The following is a 25,403-nucleotide window of genomic DNA, read 5'->3' as shown; positions in this document are numbered from 1 at the left end:
ATGGAAAAAGAAAAGACACAGGGCCAGCAGCTGGCCCGGGAACTGCTGTACGAGCCGGAATTGGCGGCGGACAGCGCGGCCGGCCTGCTGGAGCAGATGAACGCGTTGGGCGGGCAAAGCCTGGGGGAGCGGGCTGCGGAGTTCTGCGAGGGCTACAAGGCCTTTTTGGATAAGGGCAAGACCGAGCGCGAGGTGACGGCTTATGCCGCAGAGCTGCTGCAAAAGGCCGGGTACCGGGCCTTTGCGCCGGGCATGGCGCTGGAACCGGGCGACAAGGTATATCGGATCAACCGGGAAAAGTGCGTGCTGGCGGCGACCGTCGGCGCAAAACCCCTGGCCGAGGGCGCGCACCTGAACATTGCCCACATCGACTCGCCCCGGCTGGACCTGAAGCCGAACCCCCTGTACGAGAGCGCCGATCTGGCGCTGCTGAAGACCCATTATTACGGCGGTGTGCGCAAGTATCAGTGGCCCACGATCCCGCTGGCGCTGCACGGCGTCGCCTATAAAAAGGACGGCACGCGGGTGGAGATCTGCGTGGGCGAGGAGCCCGGCGACCCGGTGTTCTGCATCACCGACCTTTTGCCACATCTCGGCGCCGAGCAGAACGACCGCAAGCTGGCCGAGGGCGTTAAGGCGGAAGAGCTGAACATTGTGGTGGGCAGCCTGCCCTATGAGGAAAAGGAGCTTAAAAACCGGGTCAAACTGCTCACCATGCAGCTGCTGCACCAGAAATACGGCATCACCGAGCGGGACTTCCAGCGGGCCGAAATCGAGGCCGTGCCGGCCCAGAACGCCCGGGACGTGGGCTTTGACCGGGGGCTGATCGGCGCCTACGGCCAGGATGACCGGATTGACGCATATCCCGCGCTGATGGCCGAGATCGAGGCAAAGGCCCCGGCTTTTACCACAATGTGCGTGCTTACGGATAAAGAGGAGATCGGCTCGGACGGGGTGACCGGCCTTGCCAGCATGTATGTATTCCACTTTTTGCAGCAGCTGTGCGCGGCCCAGGGGGCGGACGATATCGCCTGCTTCCAGCACTCGAAATGCCTTTCGGCAGATGTGACCGCCGCATACGACCCCACCTTTGCCAGCGTGTTCGACCCCCAGAACAGTACTTACGCGGGCAAGGGCGTGGCCATTGCAAAATATACCGGCGCGCGGGGCAAGGGCAGCGCCAGCGACGCTTCGGCGGAGCTGGTGAGTTATTTCACCCGCCTGTTCGACGCAGCGGGCGTTGTGTGGCAGATGGGCGAGATGGGAAAGGTGGACCAGGGCGGCGGCGGCACCGTTGCCAAATATGTGGCCAGCCACGACATCGACACCCTGGACGTGGGTGTGCCGGTGCTCAGCATGCACTCGCCCTTTGAGCTGGCCAGCAAGCTGGACATTTACATGGCCTACCGGGCGTTCAAGGCGTTTAACGAGGCAAAAACCTGAAAAACGCAGCCGGAAAAGGCGGGAGGCATCCGGGCCGGGAATCCCACATGGGTTTCCGGCCCGGGCGCTGCCCGAACCGAAGGCGGCAGGCAGGTGCGCTGCCTTCTGCGCGGCGGCTTTTCAAAAGTGAAAAAAGGGATTGACAGAGAAAAGAAGGTTTGCTATAATAGCAGGGCAGCCGAGAAGATTGGCGCGGCCCGTGGGGGTGTAGCTCACTTGGGAGAGCGCTTGAATGGCATTCAAGAGGTAAGGGGTTCGATCCCCCTCATCTCCACCACAAAAAGGAAGAGCCTTGTTTTTATAAACAAGGCTCTTCCTTTTTGTGTGCAGTATAGTTCAGAAAATCGTTTGATGAAAAAAGGGCGGCAGTCCCTTGAAGGAAGACTGGATTTATGGTATTGTTCAAAAAACAGAAAAAAAGCAAATGTTTCATTCTCAGAAGAATAAAAATAAGAGAGAGGGAGTTGCATGGAGCGTTCTTTTGATGAAATATGCCCTTATATTCGTGAAGCCGGGCTTCAACATCAGGATTCCTGGAGAAATACGCCCCGGCGAATTTATGATCATCAGTTTTTATACTGCTTCCTGGGTTCCGCACACATGGTCTTGGGGGACCGGACCTACTTTGTGAAAAAGGGTGTCTTGGTGGTAATACCCCCCAATGTACCCCATCTTTTTTGGGTGGAGGACGAAGAGAGCGAGCTATACTGGTTCCATTGTGATTTTTTGTTTTACCCTGATCGCAAGTGGCTGTTCAAGCTGTATAATGAACCGGAAGAATATATGAAATTGTTTGGCCTGCCACTGGAGCATGAGAAGCATATCCGCGAAAACCCTGTGTTTCAAAACGGATATTGTCTGCCGGAATGCCTGGCCATTGAAAACCGGGATCAGGTGGAATATTTATTCCGAACTATTTACAAGGCATATCTTAAGCATGATCATTTTTGGCAGCTGGCGGCCAAGGCAGCATTCTTACAGCTGCTGGAAGAGGTGTTCAATCAGACCTGTGCAGCTCAGCCCGGAAATGCAGGCGGCCGAAAAGTGGCGGGGCAAATGAAACGTTTTGTGGCAGCGAACTATTACAAGCCTATCACAGTGCGGCAGATCTGCGAAGAAACCGGGCTGCACTGTGAGTATGCAAGCAAAAGGTTTAAAGAGGAAACAGGTATGAAGCCCGTGGAGTATCTCAACCGTTATCGGGTGGGCAAGGCAAAGCGCCTGATGATGGAGGCGGATTTGGATTTGGGAGATATTGCCGAAATGGTGGGGTTCAACAGTGTCAATTATTTTTGCAACGTGGTCAAAAAATACGAAGGAAAGCCTCCCAATGTTCTCCGGCAAAGCTTGCTGGAATTGGTAGAGGAATAAAAGGAGCGGCCGGCGCCTTTGGGTACGGCCGCTCCTTTTTATGGAAAATCTGTTTTGTGCAATTAATTTGGGTTTTTGTGTTTTACAAAGCACGGTCGGATATGGTACAGTTTGATTGTCGAAATAAACAGTTTTATGGCGAAGAAAGAGCGCCGGGAAAGCAAATCGAACGTAAAAGGCTGAAAATGCTTTTGCTGCACAATTGGAACAACAGGCCTGTTTCAAATAGCATAAATCTTTCGTCAGCGGTTTTGTGGTAACGTGAGCTGCGTGACCACACAGGGCGATCTTAACACAAAAAAGGAGAGGATACGATATGAAAAGAAGATTGATGGCGCTGGCAATCAGCACAATGCTGCTGCTTTCGGCATGCGGCGCTTCAGGAAGCACCGCGCCCTCGGGCACTGCGCCCGCAAGCGCCGCGCCCAACCAAAGCACACAGCCTGAATATATTGGAAACACCTTGCAGTACGATGTGAACGCCCCTGTCAACAACGGCGAAAAATTGGATCTGCTGGTCTGGGCTGAGCCCGAGACAGAAGGGTATTACAGCTCCATTGCTGAAAAATATATGGAGATACACCCCAATATTTCCATACAGGTGGTTTCCCAGCCCTGGGATGATTATTGGACCAAGCTGCCCTTGGCCTTGAGCGCGGGAAATGGCCCTGACCTTTATCGCTCGCATTACGGCCACATTAAAGAACTGGCAATTTATTCCCATAGCTTGCCGGAAGACATATTCCCCCGGGAAGATCTGTTTGCCGATTTTCCGGATGCAGAGGATTTGATTATGGAGGACGGGGGGCTTTACTCCATACCGCTTGGCTCCACCTTTTCCAGCGGCATTTATTACAACAAGGCCATGTGGGCCGAGGCGGGTCTCACGGAGGCGGATATTCCTAAAACCTGGGATGATTTTATCCGCGTGGGGCAGGCACTCACCAAAAAGGACGCCAAGGGCAATGTGACCCAATATGGATTTTCCATTGACCATGCCTTTCAAGTGTTTTTAGTAAATATGAATTATATGAGCGGCCAGGCCCTGGTGAAGGAAGATCAGTTTACCTGGAATCTCGACGCGCCTAAAACCTATGAAAACATTGAACTTTTGCGCAAATTTAAAGATGAGTATGGATTTATGATGTATGGTGACGGCGACTGTGAAGATCAGTTCGGCCATGGGCAGGCGGCAATGATGTCGAATTGGAACTGGGTGGGCGGCTATTTTGACGAAACTTATCCGGAACTGGATTGGGGATATTTTTTGTGCCCCACTCAGGATGGGCAGCCTGCTCCTGCCTATGGCCTGAAAGACTATGAATGGTCGTTGGGCGTGAGTTCTGCGGATGAGCAAAAGCGCGCCGTGGCATTCGATTTCCTCAAATATTTCCTGTGCGAACAGACCGTATATTGTGATTTGGCGATCCGCCTGGGCCTTATGCCCAGTAATGTGCAGCTGGCCAGCGATCCGCGGGTAGCTGAATATGAGAACCTGCGTGTGGCCGCCGAGGTGGCCGACCGACATGTGTATTTGGGGGCCATTCCCGGCAATGCCGCACGCAATACCGCATTGCGCGCAGCCGGCAGCGACATCTTTATCAATAAAAAGGACCCCCAAGAAGTGATTCCTGCGACCCAGGCAAACATCATGGAGAACATGAGGCTAAACCAGATGAATTACACCGCGAAGGAAAATCAATATAAATATTACAGCGAATTAGCGCAATAAAAAACTGACCGGACAGGGCAGAATGGTGTGGTTTTGCCATTCTGCCCTTTTTTTAAAACCGGCGCTGGGAAAACGCCGCGATACCCCACAAGAAGCGGAGGCATTGTTTTGAAAAAGAAACAGATGATTCAACCAGGCCGAAAAGGGCTGATTTTGTGGACCATGACCATTGTGGTGCTGGTTTATGGCGTATTTGTATATTTCCCGATTTTTTATGGACTGTTCACCAGCTTGTTTACCTGGAATCCCTTTCGGGATCTATTTACGTTTGTGGGCTTGGCCAATTATGTCAGCATTTTGCAGCGACCGGAGTTTTGGCATGCTTGTGTGATCACGGTGGTATTCACCGCCGGCAGTCTGCTGCTTACCGTAAGCTTTGGTTTGCTGCTGGCAGCTTTTCTGCAAAACACAAAAAAAGGCGTGGCTTTTTATCGGGGCGTCTACTTTTTGCCGGTGATCAGTTCGGCGGTGGCGACCTCGATGCTGTGGCGGTTCATTTTTAATTATGATAACGGCCTGCTCAATGCCCTGCTGATGGATCTTGGTCTTTCCAAAGTGCCCTGGCTGCAGAACTCGCACTTGGCGGTCGTGATGCTTATGGTCGTGGAGGCTTGGAAGGATGTGGGATATGCATTGGTATTGATCCTGGCAGGCATGAACAACATTGACGGTGGCATTTATGAAAGCGCGGCCATTGACGGCTGCTCCAAACCGCGGCAGTTTTTTGCCATTACATTGCCCCTTCTGCGCAATACCATGACGATTTTGCTGATCACCAAGCTGATCGACTATATGCAGATCTACACCCCCATCAAGTTTATGACCGAGGGCGGCCCGGGCACGTCGACTCAAACGATCGCTTTTTATATCTTCGATCAGGCGTTTACTTATTATAATTTTGGCTCGGCATCGGCGGTATCCTTTGTACTGTTTCTGATTATTTTTGTGCTCTCCATGATCCAGATACGCCTGGGGCGCAAGGGGGAGGAGATTTAAATGATGCGAACGAAAAAGATCCCTTGGACACAAGTTTTTATCCATGCAATTTTATTGCTGGTGGCGGGGTTTATGCTGTTTCCCTTTATATGGATGCTGCTCAGCAGCCTGAAAACCACAGCAGAGATCACGCGGATCCCACCCACATTTTTCCCGAATGACATCACGAACATCGAGAATTTCAAGGTGGTCTTACAAAAATATAATTTTGGCACATTTTTTAAAAACAGTATCTATTATGCGGTGCTCAAGAGTGCGATCGTGCTATATGTTTCGTGCATTGTGGGGTACGTACTGGCAAAGTTTCAGTTTCGGGGCAGGCAGGCTGTCTTTTTGATGATCCTGGCCACTATGATGGTGCCCTGGCCCGCCACCCTGATCCCGAACTATCAGATGATGGTTTGGCTGAATTGGCTGGATAAAGATATTTCGATTCTTTATTCGGGGCTTACTTCGGCGTATGGCGTGTTTTTAATGCGGCAGTTTTCTTTTTCCATCTCCGATTCTCTGCTGGAAGCCGCCCGGCTGGACGGTGCGGGCGAGCTGCGCATTTTCCATCGCATTGCATTGCCGCTTATGACCAACGGCATTGGCGCGCTCGCCATTATGACCTTTTTGTGGGAGTGGGACAACTATCTTTGGCCGTATTTGATGCTGAGCAGCCCTGAAAAGTATACACTGCCCATCGGCCTTGCAATGACGCAAGGGCAGTTTGTGGCAAATTATGGGCCGATGTTTGCCGGGATCACTATCTCGGTGCTGCCTGTAGTGGCAGTCTATCTGCTTTTTCAGCGCTCGTTTATTCAGGGGATCGCTCTGGGCGGTGTAAAGGAATAGCATTTTTTCACAGCGAAAGGACGAAGCAAACAATGTATTTGATGGAACAGAACGACTGGGCAAACCTGGAGGTGCTGCAGCGAAACCGGCTGCCTGCCCGCGCTCATTTTTATCCGTTTCAAAGTATAGAGGCTGCGCGCGCCGGCAGATTGGAAGAGTCCAGCCGGGTGGAATTACTGAACGGCTTATGGGATTTTGTGTGGTATGATTCTCCGCTCCATGTTCCGGCGGACACCCCTTCCACGCCCCCTGCTTTCAGCTCCAGCCTGCAGGTGCCCCTGAACTGGCAGTATGCGGGGTATGGGAAGTTCCATTATACCGACATGGATTATCCTTTTCCCGTTGCGCCTCCTTCTATCCCGGCAAACAATGAGACCGGTGTATACAAACGCTGGTTCACGCTGAAAGAAGCCGGAAAAGAGCGGCAGTTCTTGCGCTTTGAAGGGGTGGAAAGTGCGTTTCATGTATATGTAAACGGGCAGATGGCAGGTTACAGTCAGGGCAGCCGTATGCCGGCGGAGTTTGAGATCACATCATTTGTGCACCCCGGGGAAAACCTGCTGTGCGTGGTGGTATATCAATATTGCGACGGCACTTATCTGGAAGCACAGGATATGTGGTGGCTGGGGGGGATCATTCGGGATGTGCTGCTGCTGCATCGGCCGGCCTGCTATTTACAGGACTTGGTGCTGGACCCGGACTACGACCTGGCACAGGGCAGCGGCATATTAAATCTTTCGCCGCATTATGAAAATGGCCGGCTGGAAGTGCTGGTATATAAAGACGATACTTTGCTTTGTGAAGCCGCGGTGCCCCCGCAGGGGCTGCGGATGCATGTGCCCGGTGTGGAAGCCTGGAATGCAGAGGCGCCTGTTTGTTACCAGGTGGTAGCCGCGCTGAAAGATGAACAGGGCCGGCTTATGGAGGCTGCAGGGTTTCAGGTGGGGTTCCGCCATATTGCCATTGAACAGGGGGAACTGCGCCTGAATGGGCAGCGTATTTTGATGAAAGGCTACAACCGCCATGAATATGACGCGCGAAAAGGCCGTGTGGTCACCCGAAGCCAGACCGAACAGGAGCTGCGGCTGATCCGGTCTGCAGGCTTGAACGCAGTGCGGACCTCGCATTACCCCAACAATCCCTTCTTTTATGAATTGTGTGACGCTTTGGGATTATATGTGATCGATGAATGCGACCTGGAAAGTGACGGCCTTACCCCGGTGGGGCAGCAGACACGGCTGGCAAACGATGAGAAATGGCGGCAGGCCTATCTGGACCGGGTCGAGCGCATGGTGAAACGGGACCGAAATTTTGCCTGCGTACTGCTGTGGTCCCTGGGCAACGAATCGGGGTACGGCGTGAATTTTGAGGCGATGTATCGCTGGTGCAAACAAAACGAGCCAAGCCGCCCGGTACATTATGAGGGTGATGTTCACGGCCATAGCGTGGATGTGAGCAGTACCATGTATACCAGCCTGGGGGAATTGTATGAGCTGGATACGCAGGTACCCAAGCGGCCTCATATCTTGTGCGAATTCGGCCACGGAATGGGCAACGGCCCCGGCGGCCTTGCAGAATATTGTGATTTGGTCTATGCCAGCCAGCGGATCCAGGGGATGTTTGCCTGGGAATTTAAGGATCATGGCGTGTATAGGGCGCTGCCAGATGGAAAAGAGACTTATCTCTATGGGGGCGACTTTGGCGAGCGATATCATAACGGTAATTTTTGCCTGGATGGCTTTGTGGCGGCAGACGGCGTCCCTACGCCGGCTTTTTACGAATATGCGGCGGCGGCCTCCAGCATTCGGCTTGAAAGTTGTGTCTTGGAAGACCTGAAGTTCACTTTTTATAACGGATGGGACTTTACCGATCTGGCTGCTGCCGAACTGGCATGCAGATTGGTGGAAGGGGAGCGAACGGTGTGCCAATGGGTGGAACCGCTGCCCCATGTGCCGCCGCACCACAGGGGAGAGGTACAGCTTAAAAGGCAGGCGCTGCAAAGCACAGGGCCGGTGTGGCTGGAGCTTGCGGTTCAATATAAGCGGCAGCCCGGCGGCGCAGCTGCAGAACAGGAGATCTGGCACAGCCGGTTTTTGCTGCGGGAGGCGCCTAGCGTGCCCCAGACGATGCAGGGCGCGCCGCAATGGACCCAAACCCTGGAGGGAGTGCGGGTATGGAGCGACGCTTTTGAGCTGACGATCTCGGCCGTGGACGGGTGCATTGTGAATTACCGGTACGGGGGAGAACTGCTGCTGCACAAGGGGCCGGAGCTTACTTTGTTCCGGGCTTATACCGATAATGACATAAAGTACCGCGATATTTGGGAGCACAGCCACCTGGACAGCCTGCAAACAGTGGTAAAAGAGCTGCGCGGAGAAACCAAAAAAGACCATGTGGCGGTAAGCGCAAAGCTTTGGGTCGGACCCGGCGGAATTGCCTGGGGGGCGGATATGACGGTGTGCTACCGCATCGACCGGTCCGGCAATTTGACCATGGAACTGGAAGGTTGCTTTTCCGGAGCCGGGCTTCCGCCCGCGCTGCCCCGCCTGGGCACAGTGAGCCGGCTTGCAAAAGAGTTGGAACAGATCGTTTATCGGGGCAGGGGCCCCGGAGAGAATTATTCGGACAGCCGGGCCGCCGCCCAGGATGGTGTTTGGCAAAGCCAGGCGGATCACTGGGATGTTGGGTATCTGCGGCCTCAAGAAAATGGAAACCGCACAGAAGTGCAATGGGTGGCGGCGCAAAATGGCACACAGGGGATGGTTTTGGCGGCGAGGAACACAGTGGAGCTTAGCCTGAGCTCTTATGAGGACTGCGATCTGCTTGCCGCGGCACACCGCGCCCAGCTGCGCCCCCGCCCTTACAGGATACTGCATTTTGATTTGCAGAACAGCGGCCTTGGCAGCGCAAGCTGCGGGCCGCTGCCCCTCAGGCATTACCGGGTCCACCCATTGCCGTTTGCATGTGAGTTTGCCCTGTGCCCGTTGAAAGGGCGCCCGCCGCAGTTTGCGGCAGGCTATGCCCAGGGGCTGATGTTAGGAGAGAAGCAAGGAGGTCTGAAATGAGCCTGAGAGAACAATTCAGCCCCCGGCTGCAAGCGCTTTTGGCCCGGGATGAGTGGCTGGTGGCAGAAGAAGAATACGACCCCGCCCAAAACCTGGCGTACGAAAGTCGGTTTTGCCTTGCAAATGGGTATATGGGCAGCCGGGCGGTGCATGAGGAAGGGTTCGTAAAGAATACCCTGCCGGCCTGCTATGTGCATGGCGTGTTCGACCGGTCGGAGGCATTTCAGCGCGAACTGTGTAATACGCCGGACTGGGCCAAACTCAAAATTTATCAGGAACGGGAACCGCTTTCGCCCGAGAGCGGCCGGATCGCGGAATATTTGCGGGTCCTGGATCTGAAAAACGGCTTAGTAGCGAAACGCTATCTGCACACCGACAGCAGAGGGCGCCGGACCCGTGTGGAATCGGTGAAGCTGCTGAGCCGTGCGATGCCCCACTGTGCGTTGCTTCGGGTGTGGCTTACGCCGCTTAACGCTGACGCCCTGTTTGAGATAGAGGACATTGTTGATGCGACGGTCACCAACTTTATGGACTTTCCAAGGTTTCGGGTCAAGCACTTGCAGGTGGAAAAAATCGAGTGCCTTGGGGCAGAGGGCTGCTATGTGGAAACTAAAACGCGCGACCGGGATCTGCCGGTCGGCACGGGCAGCTTTACCCGGGTTTTAAATGAAAAAGGCGTGCCGGTACAGCGCAACCGGGCGTTTCGGCCTTACGGCGAAATCGCCTGCGAATTTATGGATGTGAGAGCGGAGCAGGGCGAGACCATATGCATTGAAAAATTCAGCGCCGTATACACGGGGCGCGATGGAAAGCCGCTCAAGCCCGCGTTGGCCCAGGCACTGGCTGAGCTTTCCCACCATGGATTTGAAGCCGCAGTGCAGGCACACGTTGAAAAACAGGCGGCCTTATGGAGTTTGGCAGACGTACAGCTTACCGGTGACGAAAAAATGCAGAAGGCCCTGCGATTCGATCTGTTTCATTTGTTGGGGGCGGCAAGTTTTACCGACGATAGGGTTGGGATCGGTGCAAAATTGCTGCATGGAGAGGAATACGGTGGCCATAGCTTTTGGGATACCGAACTGTTCCTGCACCCGTTTTTTGACTATGTTTTTCCTCAAGTGGGCCGAAACCTGGCGAATTACCGCTATCACTTGCTGGATGCCGCCCGCCGCAATGCCCGCCGCAACAGCCACCAAGGCGCGCAGTTTCCCTGGGAGAGCGCGGACACCGGTGAAGAAGAGTGTCCACAATGGACCATCGAACCGGATGGGAGCTGCTATCGCTGCCACGTGGCTGAGTATGAACATCACGTGACGGCCGCGGTGGCGTATAGCGCGGTACAGTATTATCGCATCACGCAGGACCAAGATTTTTGGGAGCGGCAGGGGCTGGAATTGCTGGCAGAAACAGCCCGCTTTTGGGCTTCCAGGCTGCAGTACGATGCGGCCGACGGGGCGTATCATATCCGCCAGGTTACCGGGCCGGACGAGTGGCATGAGCCGGTGGATGATAACGCTTATACCAACCGCCTGGCACACTGGAACCTGGTCACGGCGGCCGGGTATCTTGCAGAGTGCCGGGCCGCGCGGCCGGAGGTATATGCCCGGCTGCGGCAAAAGATCCGCCTGAAGGCAGAGGAACCCGAGGAATGGAAGCGCAGGGCGGCCAGCTTGTATCTGGGCGCAAGTCAGGGGCTGATCGAACAGTTCCAGGGCTATTTTGCATTGGCCGACGGTGAGATCACGCAGTGGGACCAAAACAAAATGCCCCTGCTGCCGGAAACGCTGCGGCTGGTGCCAAAACAGCAGCGCTGTATTTTAAAACAGGCTGATGTGGTAATGATGCTCTTTTTACTGGGGCAGGAGTTTGACCCGGAGACCCAGCGCCTCAACTTTGATTATTACGAAAAGAGGACGCTGCACCGCTCGTCGCTCAGCCCGGGCGTTCACTGCATCATGGGGATCCGCACCGGCGAGAGCGCCCGCGCCTATGAATATCTGGAGCGCTCGGCTTATGTGGATTTGGATGATAACCAGGGCAACACGCGGGAGGGAATCCACGCGGCGTCTGCAGCCATCACATGGCAGAGCGTTGTGCTGGGATACGGCGGCATGGGCCTGGGAAAAGACGGCCTGCTGGAGTTTGCCCCGCAGCTGCCCGATCGCTGGGAGAAACTGCAGTTTTCGCTGCAATACCGCGGCAGGGTGCTGCGGGTATGCATTACACAAAACGAGCTGAGCCTGATGCAGGAGGGGGGCGTTACGCCGGTGGCATACCGGTGTAACGGCACAGTGCGGCAGGCGATACTTTCTTGAAAAGGGGAATGGCCCATGGATCCCAAGCAAAAACAAAAGAGCCGTCTGGCCAATTTTGCCTGTCTGGCCGTGGCTGGCATATGGGGCTCGGGCTTTATTGCCAGCGAGTACGCGCTTGAGGCACAAGCTTCGCCGGCGCTTATTATGGCGCTGCGCTTTTCCGTGGCCGCGGCCCTGCTGGCCCTTTTGGCTGGCCGGCGGATCAAACAGATGCCCCGGCACCGGGTAAAACAAAGCATTGCGGCAGGGCTGCTTTTGTTTGCGGCATTTTATCTGCAAATTTTAGGGCAGCGGCATACGACCGTGTCGAACAGCGCGTTTCTTACTGCCACGAATGTGGTAATGGTGCCGTTTTTGGTGTGGGGGGCGACCGGCAAGCGGCCAAATGCAAAAACGTTTATGCTTACAGGGGCAGCATTGGCGGGCACAGGCCTGCTGACAATCTCTCCGGGAAACGCAGCTTTTAATATTGGAGATGGAATGGTATTGCTGTGCGCCCTGTTTTTTGCCCTTCATATTTGCTGCTTGGGGCAGATCCGGCAGGGGGGTGACCCCCTTTGCGTTACTGCGGTGCAGCTGCTCACCGCCGCCGCCGCTTCACTTTTGGTGCTGGCGCTGTTTGACCGGGGCGCGCTGTGTGCAGTCCAGCCGGCAAGAGCCCTTGTTCCGGTATTATATCTGGGAGTCATGAGTACCGGCCTGTGCTATCTGCTGCAGACCTGGGCGCAAAAATATACCAGCCCGGCAAAAGCAGGGATCATTTTGTCGGCAGAAGGACTTTTTGGAAGTTTGTTTTCTGTGGCGCTGAGGATGGAAGCTTTTACCCCGCGTTTAGCGGCAGGGGGAATGATGATCTTGACCGTGGTGATTTTGATGGAATTGCCGCCCAGGAAAAAGGGAAGGGAGGGAGATGCGGCATGAAGGCGATCATGGTGATGTTTGACAGCCTGAACCGGAACATGCTGAGCCCGTATGGCTGCGGCTGGATCAATACGCCAAACTTTGAGCGGCTGGCCCGGTGTTCGGTTGTGTTTGACCGGTGCTATGTGGGGAGCATGCCCTGCATGCCCGCCCGGAGGGAACTGCACACCGGACGCTATAATTTCTTGCACCGCAGCTGGGGGCCGCTGGAACCATTTGACGATTCCGCGCCTGAGATGCTGAAACAGGCCGGTGTACACACCCATTTGGTGAGCGACCATTACCACTATTGGGAGGATGGCGGAGCCACCTACCACAGCCGCTATTCCACCTGGGAGTGTATACGCGGCCAGGAAGGGGACTTTTGGAAGGGACAGGTGCAGCCGCCTGCCAGACCGAAAACTTTGGGGATCTGGTGCGCCCAGGACGAGGTGAACAGGGCGTGGCTGCAAACAGAAGAGGATTGGCCCCAGGCCCGTACGTTTGCGCAGGGACTCGATTTTTTAAAGAGGAATCACAAAGCTGACAACTGGTTTTTACAAATTGAAACGTTTGACCCGCATGAGCCTTTTTGCGCTGCGCAGCGTTTTCGAGGAAAAAGGGCGGATGGGTATGATGGCCCGCGGTTTGACTGGCCGGATTATACCCGCGTGCGCGAAACGCCGCAGCAGGTGGCGCACCTGCGCAATGAATATGCCGCGCTGGTGGAGCAGTGCGATGCGAGCTTGGGGCTGGTGCTGGATGCCATGGATCAATATGACCTGTGGGGGGACACCCTGCTGATCGTAAACACGGACCATGGCTTTTTATTGGGCGAGCATGGGCTGTGGGCCAAAAGCGTGCATCCCTTTTATGAAGAGGTGGCGCACATTCCTCTTTTTGTGTGGGACCCCCGCTATGGGAATGCGGGGCAGCGCCGCAAAGCCCTGGTACAGACCGTGGATCTTGCCCCCACGCTGTTGGACGCGTTTGATCTGCCGCCCACGGAGCGCATGCAGGGGAATCCGCTGCAAAAAGTTTTGCAGCGGGACGAGCCGATCCGTGCAAGCGCACTGTTTGGCATTCATGGCGGGCAGGCGTGCCTTACCGATGGCAGGTATGTGTTTATGCGCGCGCCTGTTCGGCAAAGTCCGCTGTTTGAATATACCCTCATGCCCTGCCATATGCAAGGCTTTTTCTCTGCCCAGGCGCTTGCCAAAGCAGAACTTGTATCGCCTTTTTCCTTTACACGGGGGTGCCCGCTGCTTAAAGTGCCGGCCCGCTCCAAACTGGATGAAAGCGATAACCCGAACGTATGGGAAGATTTTTTATTTGACCTGGAGCAGGACCCCTGCCAGCTGGCACCGCTGCAAAACGCTGAGATCAGCAACCGCTTTCTGAGGCAGCTGGCATTTCATCTGCAGCAGAACGAGGCGCCCCCGGAACTATATGCCCGATGGAGGATTGAGCTTTATGATACAGGCAGTGCTTTTTGATCTGGACGGTGTCCTTGTTGCCACCGATACACTGCATTATGAAGCGTGGAAGCAGCTGGCCCGCACGCTGGGGATCGTTGATTTTACGCGCAAAGATAATCTGCGGCAGCGCGGGGTAAGCCGCATGGAGTCGCTTGAGATCCTGCTGCGGAAAGGAAAAATAAAATATACTCAAGCCGAAAAACAACAACTGGCCGAACAGAAAAATCAGTATTATGTAAAAAAGCTGCAGGAACTGAACGCAGATGCACTGCTGCCTGGGGTGCTGGAAACGCTGGCAGAGCTGCAAAGCAGAGGAATAAAAACGGCGGTGGCTTCCGCCAGCAAAAACGCGGATTTAATTTTAAAAAAGACCGGTCTTGCAGGGCGATTCGACGCAGTGGTGGATGGTTTTGAAGCGCTGCGCTCCAAACCGGATCCGCAGGTGTTTCAGCTGGCCGCACAGAAATTGAGGGTGGACCCGGAGGCCTGCCTTGTGGTAGAGGACGCAGAGGCGGGTGTGCAGGCAGCCTGCGCGGCAGGCATGCCAGTGCTGGGGGTGGGGCCGGCCGCCCTCAGCCGCAGGGTAATATGGCATGCCCGCGATCTGGCCGATACTACCATCCAGTGGGAGCAGATTTTGAAAACAAACAGCCAGACAGTGTGGTAACCTGATACAGGGGGCGATTTGGATGAAAGCAATCATGATAACCTTTGATTCACTCAACCGGCATATGCTGCCAAACTATGGGAACGATTGGGTGCAGGCGCCTTTTTTTCGTTCTTTGCAGGACCACTGTACCACTTATGACCGCTGCTATGTGGGAAGCATGCCCTGCATGCCTGCCCGCAGAGAACTGCACACCGGGCGGGAGAATTTTCTGCATTGCCCATGGGGCCCCTTGGAACCGTTTGACGAATCCGTGCCGCAGATCCTGCATGACAGCGGCATTCATACCCATTTGGTAACTGACCATTACCACTATTGGGAAGACGCCGGGTTTGCCTACCATAATCGCTACAGCAGTTATCGTTTTTCCCGGGGGCAGGAGGGTGACCCGGTATACGGCGATGCACAGGTGGCCAGCCGGCAGCAGGCTTTTGCCGGGCTGCGGGTTCCATGGCTGCGGGCACAAGACCAGGTGAATCGTGAACATATTCGTGCGCCGGAAGAATTTCCACAGGCTGTGACCTTCGGCTGGGGCCTGGAATTTCTGCAGGATAACTGGCAAAAAGACAATTGGTTTTTACACATCGAAACCTTTGATCCCCATGAACCGTTTTATGCGCCTGATGAGTTTCGGGCGCTGTACGGACTCAGCGGCCTCCGACAGGATTGGCCTGATTATGGAAAGGTCAGCCAGAATGCGGAAGCCGTGGAGCGGATAAAAAAAGAAAACGCGGCGCTGGTAAGCTTTTGCGACTATAATTTGGGCAGAGTACTGCGCTTTATGGATGAGCATGAGCTTTGGAAAGACACGTTGCTGATCGTGCACACCGATCACGGCTTTTTATTGGGCGAGCATGGCTGGATGGGGAAAAATGTGTGCCCTTACTATGATGAGGTGGCGCATATTCCTCTGTTTTTGCATGTTCCAGGCAAAAAGGAAACCGGCCGCAGTGAGCGGTTGACGCAAACCGTGGACCTGCCCGTTACACTGTTGGATTGGTTTGGCCTCAATGCCACGCCCCACATGACAGGAAATTCTCTTTTGAAGCCGCCGCAGCGGGAATTTGGGATCTTTGGCACGTTTGGGGGCCAACTCTGTGCGACCAACGGCCGGTATGTGTACATGCGGGGGCTTCGGCAGGGCAAACCCCTGTTTGCCTATACATTGGCGGGGCTGCATTTTGGGCGCATCCCGATCCAGCGCAGAGACGACAGCTATACAGTTCGGCAAGGCCGCGTTTTCGGGTTCTCCAAGGGGTTTCCTCTTATGCAGGTGGAGGATCGGTGTGGCGATTATGCGAGCGGCCAAAATGCGTTCGGCGATCTTTTGTTTGATTTGGAAAATGATCCCGGGCAGGCGGAGCCGCTTTGCGACCCGCGGTTGGAAGCCGAATTTTTGGAAAGGATCCGCCAAAAATTGCAGCAGCTGGAAGCTCCCGGCGAAGTTTACGACGCCTATGAAATATAAAGCGGCACATGCGGGGCTTGGATCCGGCGTCGGAGCCGGCGCCAGACCCAAGCTGAAAGGCTGCTGCCGTGGTTATGAGGGCATAAAAGCCCTTCTCACCCCATTCAGCGCCCGCCCGGCAAAAGGAAAGGCGAAGGAAAACGAAGGTTTTTTGTGATTGCTTTCTTCCTGTTAATCCGATAGAATTTACCTGGATGTGCTGGAATCCGAGCTAAAAAGCGCGGCAAAGCAAAACGGGATGAAAAGGGGCGGGGATCCGATGCGGGGAAGATCCTTTGGGAAAGTGGTCCTTTTGGGTGGCGGCAACACTGAATTGGAACTGCTGCAAAGGGCGTTCAACGGCTGTGGCCGAACGGCCTGCACGGTCTTCCACAATGCGCGGGCTGCGCTGCACTATCTGGAAACGGTTCGGGTGGATGTGATGGTGGTGGACTGCCTGTCGATTGATATGGAGATTTTTAATTTCCTGGAGCAGGCAAGAAAAACGCCCGGCAGCGGCGCCTGCCGTATCGTGGTGACCGGGCCAAGCGGCTATGCGGAAAATGTTCGCCTTGCACTCTTGTCAAACGGGGCCGATTATTATATGATAAAACCGTATAAGGCAAACGCCCTGTTTGTGAGCATCGAATCCCTTGCACCCGGTCATCGCCTGGCGTGGACGACCCCAAAAGACGCTGCCATTCTGCACATGCTGCGGAGGCTCGGCGCGCCGGAAAAGGACGCGGGATATTGGTATCTGGCCAGCAGCCTGCAGTATTGGCTGCGGGAATGGGCCGGGCCGCCCCAGCTGAAGGCGATCTATCTGGAAGTTGGGCGATACTACGGGATTTCACCCAAAGGGGTGGAGAGCGGGATACACCGCATGGCGCAGGTTTTGGCAAAACAGACGGGCGGCGCCCGCCCGCACAGCAATAAAACGCTGCTGACGGAACTGGCACGGGGCGTTTGCCTGGAATTAGACCAGGAAAGCCGGGAAGACTATGCGACAAACTCTTGAAGAACTGGAACGCCAACTGGGCGAAGAACGCCGCCGCACCATGCTGTGCAGCGGCCTTTCCATTGAGATCGAGCAGGTAGCCTGCGCTGTGATGCTGGCCAGCGAGGCGCTGGAAAAGCAGTTTCAGCGCATGGCCAAAACGCCCGCCAAAGAAAAGCTCCAGCGCCCGTTCTGCGCGCTGGACAACAGCGCCCTGCGGCTTGCGCGCATTGCGGAGAATCTGAACGATCTGCTTGCCTGCCGGCAGGCGAAGCTGGCCGTGCGGCCGCAGCCGGTGGATCTGGCCTGGCAATATGGCCGCATTGCAGAGCAATGCCGCCAAATCGGAAAATTGGAAGGCATTGAGCTGGAATGGGAGTGCCAGCTTTCCGACGGGCAATATGTGCAGGCGGACCCCGTGTGGGCAGATAAGGTGCTGCTGAACCTTTTGTCCAACGCGCTGCGCTGCGGTACAAGGGTATGCGTGGCGCTGAAAGCCGGGGAGGAAGAATATTTGCTTACGGTGCGCGATGAAGGCACAGGCATTGAGCCGGCGGTGCGGCAGCATCTCTTTGAGCCGTTTGTGACCAGCCAGGCCGGGCAAAGCAGCGGCGCGGGCCTGGGCCTATATCTGGTGCACGAGTATTGCGGTGCCCTGGGGTGGCGCCTTGAGCTGGAGAGCGGGCCGGAAGGCACGCTGGTGAAGGTCCGCATTCCAAGGCCCGCGCCCGGCGAAGCGGCAGCCTTGAACAGCCCGCAGCGGGATTTGGCTTTTTGCAGCGCGCAGGACCGGCGGCTGGCCCAGGAGCTGAGCGTGCTGCAATAATTTCTGTGCGCCCGGCCTTGGCCGGGCGCATTTGCTGTTTAAAAGTACCCGTGCCTCGCCCTTGCAGGGCAACCGGCCCGGAGGTGCAAAAAATGGCCTTCGCTTCGCTGCGGCCATTTTTATTGTTTACAATAAATCTGTTTTATTGTAAAATGAAAACAAATATAATAAAGTGTACCTCCGGTGCGCTTATTTCAGGCGGTGTGATATTTGACGAACCAGTATAAACGCATTTTATTGAAAGTGAGCGGCGAGGCCCTTGCGGGGGAAAAGGGGGCCGGGTTTGACGAGGCTGCGATGCGCGCCATCTGTGAGGGGATCCGTGAGGCCCACGCCCTGGGCACCCAGATCGGTGTTGTGGTGGGCGGAGGCAACTTTTGGCGCGGCCGCTCCAGCGGAGAAATGGAGCGCACCTGCGCCGACAAGATCGGCATGCTGGCCACGATCATGAACGCCTTGGCGGTGGCCGATCAGCTGGAACAATTGGGTGTGCCCACCCAGGTGCAAACCTCGCTTGTAATGCCGCAGGTGGCTCCGGTGTTCACCAGGAACGACGCAGTGCGCGCCATGGAAGAGGGAAAAGTGGTGCTGTTTGGCGGGGGTACCGGCTGCCCGTTCTTTTCCACCGATACGGCCAGCGCTCTGCGCGCCATTGAAACCGGCTGCGACATCATGTTCAAGGCCACGATGGTGGACGGCGTATACGACAAGGACCCCAAAAAGCATCCCGATGCGGTGCGGTATGAAAAGCTGACCTTCAGCGAGGTGCTGGAAAAGAAGCTTGCCGTGATGGACGGCACCGCCGCAACCCTTTGCCGCGACAACAAGCTTCCCATTTTGGTATTCGACCTTGCCCAGCCACGCAACATTGCCTGTGCGGCCCGCGGCGAGGCGGTTGGAACCTTGGTATACGAGGAATCATAAAGTGAGAACGGCCCGCGCCAGGGCCCGAAAAAAGGAGCAGTCAACATGAGCGAATACACCAAGATCTACGAAGAAAAAATGACAGGTGCGGTGCATCACCTGGGCAAAGAGTTGTCCGCAATTCGTGCGGGGCGCGCAAACCCTGCAATTCTGGACCGGGTCACGGTGGATTATTACGGCACCCCTACGCCCATCAACCAAATGGCTGCCGTGGCCGTGGCCGAGGCACGCATCCTGACCATTACCCCCTGGGACCCCAGCCTGATCCATCCCATTGAGCACGCGCTGCTGGTGAGCGACATCGGCATTAACCCCACCAATGACGGCAGGGTCATTCGGCTGGTGTTCCCCTCGCCCACAGAAGAGCGCCGCCGCCAGCTCACCAAGGATGTGCAGAAGCTGGGCGAGGAGGCCAAGATCGCGGTGCGCAACGTGCGCCGCGAGGCAATGGACAAATTCAAGGCGCTGAAAAAGATCAGCGAAATCACGGAAGACGACCAGAAGAACCTGGAAGATGAGATCCAAAAGATCACCGACCGGTTCACCAAGCAGATTGACAAGGACTGCGAGGCAAAGAATCAGGAGATCATGGAGATCTGACGTGCTGCTACAAACACGGGGCATGCCGCGCGCAGCAAAGCGCGCGGCATTGCTTTGTATGGAAAAGGAAGTGTTCACCAAATGCCGGATCTGCAGCGAATGGCCCAGGGCCTGAGCATCGGCATCATTATGGACGGCAACGGCCGCTGGGCCAAAAAGCGCGGCCTGCCGCGCACCGCCGGCCATAAAAAAGGCGCCGAGGTCTTTCAGGACATCACCCGCTACTGCAACCAATTGGGGGTGGAGGCAGTCACCTTTTACGCGTTCTCCACCGAGAATTGGCGCCGCCCGCAGGACGAAGTGAACGCCATTATGCGGCTGTTCGGCGAGTATCTCATCAAGGCGTTTGATTATGAAAAAGAGAACAACCGGGTGGTTTTTTTGGGCGACCGGGCTCCGCTGGAGGCAAAATACCAGCAATTGATGCGTGAGATCGAGACCAAAACGGCCCATAATACCGGTATGACCCTGAACATCGCGGTAAACTACGGGGGCCGCCCGGAGATCGTGCGCGCGGCGCGCCAGCTGGCCGAGCTGGTGCAGCAGGGGCTTCTGCAGCCCGGCGATATTACAGAAGAACGGATGAGCGACCACATGTACACCCGGGGCCAAAAAGACCCGGATTTCATTCTGCGGCCCAGCGGGGAAAAGCGGCTCTCGAACTTTATGCTTTGGCAGAGCGCTTATTCCGAGCTGGTGGAGATGGATGTGCTTTGGCCGGACTTTACAAGGGCCGACCTGGACGCGGCGATTGAAGAGTTTCAGCGCCGCAGCCGCCGTTTCGGCGGCATTTGACCCCACAGTACAAGGAGGTCTTGGTTTGAAAACACGCATTATTACCGCCGCCGTGGGCCTTGTGGTGCTGGGTGTAGTGATGTTCTTTTTCAATACGCCCGTGTTTGAGATCGTGATTGCGCTCATCACCCTGATTGCCATCCACGAGATCTATACCGCGTTTGATCTGGGGAAAAACGAAAAGCATGTGTATGGGGCGTTCGTGCCCTATACCTTTGTGGTCATGTTTTCAGGGTACCCGGCCGTCAAGGCGGTACTGGTGCCCCTGAGCTTTCTGTTCATGCTGTATCTGGCGATCTGCGTGATCTGGCACAATCAGACCCTTAGCGCGGCAAAGCTGGGGGGGATGGCGTCCTTCAGCGCGCTGGTGCTGGTGAGCTTTTACGCGCTGGTGTACATCAAAAACCGCCTTCCCATGGACCGCTACGGCTACGAGGCGATCTATCTGATCATGCTGGCGCTGGCCTTTGCCTGGGGGGGCGACTCCGCCGCCTATTTTGCCGGGCGCTTTTTTGGCAAACACAAGCTGGCGCCGGTGGTGAGCCCCCACAAGACCGTGGAGGGCGCGATCGGCGGCGTGCTGGGTTCCGGGGTGCTGGGGGTGCTCTGCACCGTGGTGGCCCGCGGCCTGACCGGCTGGACGATGATCGAGGGCGGGCGCCACATTGGTTACATGGCAAGCTGGGCGGCGATCGGGGAAAGCGGCATCGCGGGCGGCTACCTGGCGGGCGGGCTTTTTGGATATCTGCCCATTTTCCTTTTGGGGATGGTATGCTCGGTGCTGGGAATCCTGGGGGACCTGTTTGCCTCGGCGGTAAAGCGGCAGTGCAGCATCAAGGACTATGGCGCTATTTTTCCGGGCCATGGTGGTATTTTGGACAGGTTCGACAGCGTATTGTTTATAGCGCCTGTGATGGCAATCTCGGTTTGGTTTGCCACCACGTTCCTGTGAACAAAGGAGAAGGTTATATGACCAAGCGTATCACACTGCTGGGGTCCACCGGGTCCATTGGAACGCAGAGCTTGGAGGTAGCCCGCGCACAGGGTTACAAGATCACAGGGCTTGCGGCGGGCAGCAACATCGACCTGCTGGAAGCACAGATCGCAGAGTTCGGCCCCGCCTGTGTGGCAGTGGCCGACCCCGCCGCCTGCAGGGCGCTGCAAGGACGCCTGGCGGGCATGCCTGGCGCGCCCAGGGTGCTGGAAGGCCCCGGGGGCGTGGTGGAGCTGGCCCAGGAGGAGGGCGCGGATGTGGTGCTCAACGCGATCGTGGGCATCGCCGGGCTGGGGGCGACCCTGGCCGCGCTGGAAAGCGGGCACGACGTGGCGCTGGCAAACAAAGAGAGCCTGGTCACCGGGGGCCATCTGGTCACCGAGGCCTGCAAAAAGCGCGGCGCCAGGCTGCTGCCGGTGGACAGCGAGCACTCCGCCATCTTTCAGTGCCTGCAGGACGCACACTCTGCGAAAACGCTCACCAAAATTTTGCTCACCGCCTCCGGCGGGCCGTTTTTTGGCCTGAAAAAGGAAGAACTGGCCCACAAAACGCCCGCCGACGCGCTGAAACATCCCAACTGGAGCATGGGGGCAAAAATCACCATCGACTCGGCCACCCTGATGAACAAGGGGCTGGAGCTGATCGAAGCGGTCTGGCTTTTCGGCCTTGCCCCCGAAAAGATCCAGGTGGTGGTGCAGCGCCAGAGCATCATCCACTCCATGGTTCAGTTCAGCGACAATTCCATCCTGGCGCAGCTGGGCGTGCCGGACATGCGTATCCCTATCCAGTACGCCCTCACCTGGCCCGAGCGCCGCCCGGGCTGCGCGCCTGAGCTGGATTTTGCAAATTTGAAGTCCATCACCTTTGATGCGGCCGACGAGGAGAGCTTCCGCTGCCTCGCGGCCTGCAAAAAGGCGATCAGCAAGGGGGGGCTTGGCCCCTGCGCCGCCAACGGCGCCAACGAAGAGGCTGTGCGGCTGTTTTTAGAGGAGAAGATCGGCTTTTTGGAGATCGGCCGCCTGGTGGAGGCCGTGGTGGACAGCGACCGCTTTGGGGGCGGTTATTCCCTGGCCGACGTATACGAGTGTGACCGCATGGCGCGCGCTTTTGTGAACAGCCATATTTGAAGAAAGAGAGTATACACACCGCATGTCAGTTTTGATTACCACCATTGCCGCGATCCTGATTTTTGGCCTTGTGGTCATGATCCACGAGCTGGGGCATTTTATCAGTGCCAAAAAGGCGGGCATCCAGGTCAATGAATTTTCCATCGGCATGGGGCCGGCCTTGTTTACCCGCGTGAAAAACGGGACCCGCTACAGCGTGCGCGCACTGCCCATCGGCGGGTATGTGAGCATGGAGGGCGAAGACGAAGAATTGGAGGAGCAGCCCGCGGAGGAAGAGGCGTTTGCGGGCCAGGCACCCCAGGCGGAGCCGGAGAAACAGGGCCTGCCGTTCCCCCAGGTGAAAGTGTGGAAGCGCGCCGTTGTGATCGCGGCCGGCGCGGTGATGAACCTTATTTTGGGGTTTGTGGTACTGCTGGTCATGTTCAGTATGCAGGATGTACTGGTGAGCCGGACCATCGCCATGTTCGAAGAGGGAGCCCCCGCCCAGGCGGCGGGCCTTGAAGTGGGCGATGAGATTATGGCCATCAATGGGCGGCGCTGCTTTGTGGCCAACGACATCATCTACGAGCTGCAGCGCAGCCAGGACTATACCGCCGACTTTACCGTAAAGCGCGGCGGCAGGATCCTGCAGATCAACGACGTGCATTTTGACGCAGTGCAAAACGGCGAAACCACCACCATGAACATGGGGTTCAAGGTGTATGCCATGGAAAAAACGGTGGGCAACGTTTTGAGCCAGGCAGGCAATTACACCCTGTTCTATGGGCGGCTGGTATTCCGCTCGCTCATGGACCTTGTGACCGGCCGGGTGAGTGCCACCGAGCTTTCGGGGCCGGTGGGCATTGTGAGCGCCATCAACCAGGCCGCCGGCATGGGCCTTTCCGAGGTGCTGAGCCTGCTGGCGCTGCTCACCATCAACCTGGGCATCTTCAACCTTCTGCCCTTTCCCGCATTGGACGGCGGCAAGCTGGTGTTTTTGCTGTTTGAGGGCATTTTCCGGAGGCCTTTGCCCAAAAAGTTTGAGATATGGGTCAATATGGTGGGACTGGTATTCCTGTTTGGGCTGATGCTGTTTGCCACCTTCAACGACCTGGGCCGTTTGTTCTGACCCCGGAGGAAAGGATGTTTCCAATGCGCAAAGTAAAGCGGGAAGTAAAAATCGGAACTGTGGCGATCGGTGCAAACAACCCGGTTGCGGTGCAGACCATGCTCAACGTGCCGGTGGCGGATGTTGCCGGCAACGTGGCCCAGGCAAAGCGGGTGGCCGCGGCGGGATGCCAGATCCTGCGGGCCAGCGTGCCCACTCTGGAGGATGTGCGGCTGGTGGAGGCCATTAAAAACGCGGTGGAGATCCCGTTTGTGGCGGACATCCACTTCAATTATAAAATCGCGCTGGCCTGTGTGGACGCAGGGGCGGATAAGATACGCCTGAACCCCGGGAACATCGGCGCAGACGAAAATGTGCGGGCCGTGGCCCAGGCCTGCAACGCCAAAAATATCCCCATCCGCATTGGGGTGAACGCGGGCAGCCTGGAAAAAGAGATCCTGGCAAAATACGGCGCGCCTGTGCCCGAGGCCCTGGTGGAAAGCGCTATGTACCATGTGGGCCTGCTGGAAAAGCACGATTTCAATAACATCGTGATCTCCATCAAGTCCAGCAATGTGCCCACCATGATGGCCGCATACCGGCTGCTGAGCGAAAAATGCGATTACCCCCTGCATGTGGGGGTGACCGAGGCGGGCACCTATCGCATGGGGCTGATTAAATCCGGCATGGGAATCGGCGGCCTGCTGCTGGAAGGCATCGGCGACACGCTTCGGGTTTCGCTGACCGACGACCCGGAAAAGGAAGTGCAGGCGGGGTACGATATCCTGCGGGCGGCGGGCCATGCCGTGGGCGGGCCCGAAATCATCAGTTGCCCCACCTGCGGGCGCACCAACATTGCAGTGGCGCAGATCGCAGACGAGGTGGAGCGCCGCCTGCAGGGGTATAAAAAGCCGGTGAAGGTGGCTGTGATGGGCTGCGTGGTAAACGGCCCGGGCGAGGCACGGGAGGCCGACATCGGCATTGCCGGCGGCAAAGATGAGGCGCTGCTCTTTATCCGGGGCGAAAAGATACGCATGCTCCGGGGCGACATTGTGGGCCAACTGGTCGAAGAAATATATAAATTGTGAGCGAACACGCGCCTGCGGGCGGGCTGCTGCGGCCCGGCCTGCAGGCTGCGTTTATCTTGTGAGGGGGAGCTTGTGTTTTGAATCCTTTGGTCACGGAGCTTTGGCCCCAGTTCACTGCCGACGAGGCGTTTGCAAGCTGCTTTTCGGGGGTGCTGGTGGAGCGGGTGGAGCTGCTGCGGGGCAGCCGCAAGGTGAAGGTGAGCCTGCGAAGCGGCCTGCCCCTGGCGGCAGAGGCCTGCCGGCGGCTTTGCGCCTCGCTGGCGCCGGGGTTCGAGGGGTTTGAGCTGGCGGTGTGCAACTACTTCCCGTTTGAGCGCATCACCCCTGAAAGCGTGCAGGAGATGGTGGATGAGCTGCGGGAGGACGGCCTGCCGGTCAACGGCTTTTTGGATCATGCCCGGTATGAGCTGCAGGGAAAAACCCTTACCGTGCAGGTGCCGGTGGGCAAAAATATTTTGGAGAGCATTGGGTTTACCGAACGGCTGGCCCAGCGCGTTGCCGAGCGCACCGGCACAAAGCCCCAGGTGGTGCTGGCGGCGCAGGCGGGGGCCGTCAGCGCTGCCGAGTGGGAAAAACGGGTGCTGGAAAAGGTGCCGGCGCCCCGTTTTGAAGAAAAAAAGGTCGCACCGACCTTTAAGATACCGGGCCTTGACCTGACGGACAAGCCGGTCAGCGTTTTTTACGGCAAGACCTTCAAGCCCGGCGAGATCCAGC

General features: G+C 56.6%; 20 protein-coding genes, 1 tRNA gene and 1 pseudogene. All 22 read left to right on the top strand.

From position 1 onward, the window contains the following. Nucleotides 1–1,443 carry an aminopeptidase gene (locus ACMLHZ_RS02155; RefSeq protein ID WP_418666171.1) on the top strand — a complete coding sequence of 481 codons (1,443 nt, stop codon included), beginning with the start codon at nt 1–3 and terminating at the stop codon, nt 1,441–1,443. A gap of 201 nt (nt 1,444–1,644) precedes the next feature. Beyond that, nucleotides 1,645–1,720 (top strand) — tRNA-Ala (locus ACMLHZ_RS02150). 191 nt (nt 1,721–1,911) lie between these two features. Beyond that, nucleotides 1,912–2,814 carry a helix-turn-helix domain-containing protein gene (locus ACMLHZ_RS02145; protein ID WP_418666170.1) on the top strand — a complete coding sequence of 301 codons (903 nt, stop codon included), beginning with the start codon at nt 1,912–1,914 and terminating at the stop codon, nt 2,812–2,814. Between the two features lie 316 nt (nt 2,815–3,130). Continuing rightward, nucleotides 3,131–4,546 (top strand): ABC transporter substrate-binding protein, encoded by a 1,416-nt coding sequence (locus ACMLHZ_RS02140; protein ID WP_418666169.1) that lies wholly within the window; start codon nt 3,131–3,133, stop codon nt 4,544–4,546. A gap of 108 nt (nt 4,547–4,654) precedes the next feature. Further along, the gene (locus ACMLHZ_RS02135; RefSeq protein ID WP_418666168.1) at nt 4,655–5,542 is read left to right on the top strand and encodes a carbohydrate ABC transporter permease; all 888 of its coding nucleotides are present in this window, start codon (nt 4,655–4,657) and stop codon (nt 5,540–5,542) included. Further along, nucleotides 5,543–6,379, top strand: a complete 837-nt coding sequence (locus ACMLHZ_RS02130; protein WP_418666167.1) for a carbohydrate ABC transporter permease — start codon at nt 5,543–5,545, stop codon at nt 6,377–6,379. A gap of 32 nt (nt 6,380–6,411) precedes the next feature. After that, nucleotides 6,412–9,444, top strand: coding sequence for a glycoside hydrolase family 2 TIM barrel-domain containing protein (locus ACMLHZ_RS02125; protein WP_418666166.1), 3,033 nt, complete (start codon nt 6,412–6,414; stop codon nt 9,442–9,444). Further along, nucleotides 9,441–11,759: a glycoside hydrolase family 65 protein gene (locus ACMLHZ_RS02120; RefSeq protein WP_418666165.1), complete on the top strand. Its 2,319-nt coding sequence runs from the start codon at nt 9,441–9,443 to the stop codon at nt 11,757–11,759. Before ACMLHZ_RS02125 ends, ACMLHZ_RS02120 begins: the two co-directional genes overlap by 4 nt. Nucleotides 11,760–11,774: 15 nt before the next feature. Further along, on the top strand, nt 11,775–12,680 hold the full coding sequence (locus tag ACMLHZ_RS02115; RefSeq protein WP_418666164.1) for a DMT family transporter: 906 nt from the start codon (nt 11,775–11,777) through the stop codon (nt 12,678–12,680). Next, complete coding sequence (locus ACMLHZ_RS02110; protein WP_418666163.1) at nt 12,677–14,155, top strand: sulfatase; 1,479 nt, start codon at nt 12,677–12,679, stop codon at nt 14,153–14,155. Before ACMLHZ_RS02115 ends, ACMLHZ_RS02110 begins: the two co-directional genes overlap by 4 nt. Next, nucleotides 14,133–14,804, top strand: a complete 672-nt coding sequence (pgmB, locus tag ACMLHZ_RS02105; protein WP_418666162.1) for a beta-phosphoglucomutase — start codon at nt 14,133–14,135, stop codon at nt 14,802–14,804. Before ACMLHZ_RS02110 ends, pgmB begins: the two co-directional genes overlap by 23 nt. Before the next feature lie 22 nt (nt 14,805–14,826). Beyond that, nucleotides 14,827–16,272 (top strand): sulfatase, encoded by a 1,446-nt coding sequence (locus ACMLHZ_RS02100; RefSeq protein WP_418666161.1) that lies wholly within the window; start codon nt 14,827–14,829, stop codon nt 16,270–16,272. A gap of 283 nt (nt 16,273–16,555) precedes the next feature. Then, the gene (locus ACMLHZ_RS02095) at nt 16,556–17,269 is read left to right on the top strand and encodes a response regulator (protein ID WP_418666160.1); all 714 of its coding nucleotides are present in this window, start codon (nt 16,556–16,558) and stop codon (nt 17,267–17,269) included. Then, nucleotides 17,253–18,074: a sensor histidine kinase gene (locus ACMLHZ_RS02090; protein ID WP_418666159.1), complete on the top strand. Its 822-nt coding sequence runs from the start codon at nt 17,253–17,255 to the stop codon at nt 18,072–18,074. Before ACMLHZ_RS02095 ends, ACMLHZ_RS02090 begins: the two co-directional genes overlap by 17 nt. A 210-nt stretch (nt 18,075–18,284) precedes the next feature. After that, nucleotides 18,285–18,998, top strand: coding sequence for a UMP kinase (pyrH, locus tag ACMLHZ_RS02085; RefSeq protein ID WP_418666158.1), 714 nt, complete (start codon nt 18,285–18,287; stop codon nt 18,996–18,998). Nucleotides 18,999–19,043: 45 nt separating this feature from the next. Further along, nucleotides 19,044–19,598 (top strand): ribosome recycling factor, encoded by a 555-nt coding sequence (frr, locus tag ACMLHZ_RS02080; RefSeq protein ID WP_418666157.1) that lies wholly within the window; start codon nt 19,044–19,046, stop codon nt 19,596–19,598. Between the two features lie 81 nt (nt 19,599–19,679). Then, nucleotides 19,680–20,393: a polyprenyl diphosphate synthase gene (uppS, locus tag ACMLHZ_RS02075; RefSeq protein ID WP_418666156.1), complete on the top strand. Its 714-nt coding sequence runs from the start codon at nt 19,680–19,682 to the stop codon at nt 20,391–20,393. Nucleotides 20,394–20,418: 25 nt separating this feature from the next. After that, nucleotides 20,419–21,345, top strand: a complete 927-nt coding sequence (locus ACMLHZ_RS02070) for a phosphatidate cytidylyltransferase (protein ID WP_418666155.1) — start codon at nt 20,419–20,421, stop codon at nt 21,343–21,345. Between the two features lie 17 nt (nt 21,346–21,362). Further along, complete coding sequence (gene dxr / locus ACMLHZ_RS02065; protein WP_418666154.1) at nt 21,363–22,514, top strand: 1-deoxy-D-xylulose-5-phosphate reductoisomerase; 1,152 nt, start codon at nt 21,363–21,365, stop codon at nt 22,512–22,514. A gap of 22 nt (nt 22,515–22,536) precedes the next feature. Next, a complete protein-coding gene (gene rseP / locus ACMLHZ_RS02060) occupies nt 22,537–23,622 on the top strand; it encodes an RIP metalloprotease RseP (protein WP_418666153.1) in 1,086 nt (361 codons plus the stop codon). 23 nt (nt 23,623–23,645) lie between these two features. Further along, the gene (gene ispG, locus ACMLHZ_RS02055) at nt 23,646–24,689 is read left to right on the top strand and encodes a flavodoxin-dependent (E)-4-hydroxy-3-methylbut-2-enyl-diphosphate synthase (protein WP_418666152.1); all 1,044 of its coding nucleotides are present in this window, start codon (nt 23,646–23,648) and stop codon (nt 24,687–24,689) included. A gap of 77 nt (nt 24,690–24,766) precedes the next feature. After that, nucleotides 24,767–25,403, top strand: a pseudogene (locus ACMLHZ_RS02050) (PolC-type DNA polymerase III); the annotation flags it as partial.

Source organism: Allofournierella sp., assembly GCF_048388525.1.
Classification (GTDB): Bacteria; Bacillota; Clostridia; order Oscillospirales; family Ruminococcaceae; genus BQOK01.
This window is presented reverse-complemented; position numbering and strand designations above follow the sequence as displayed.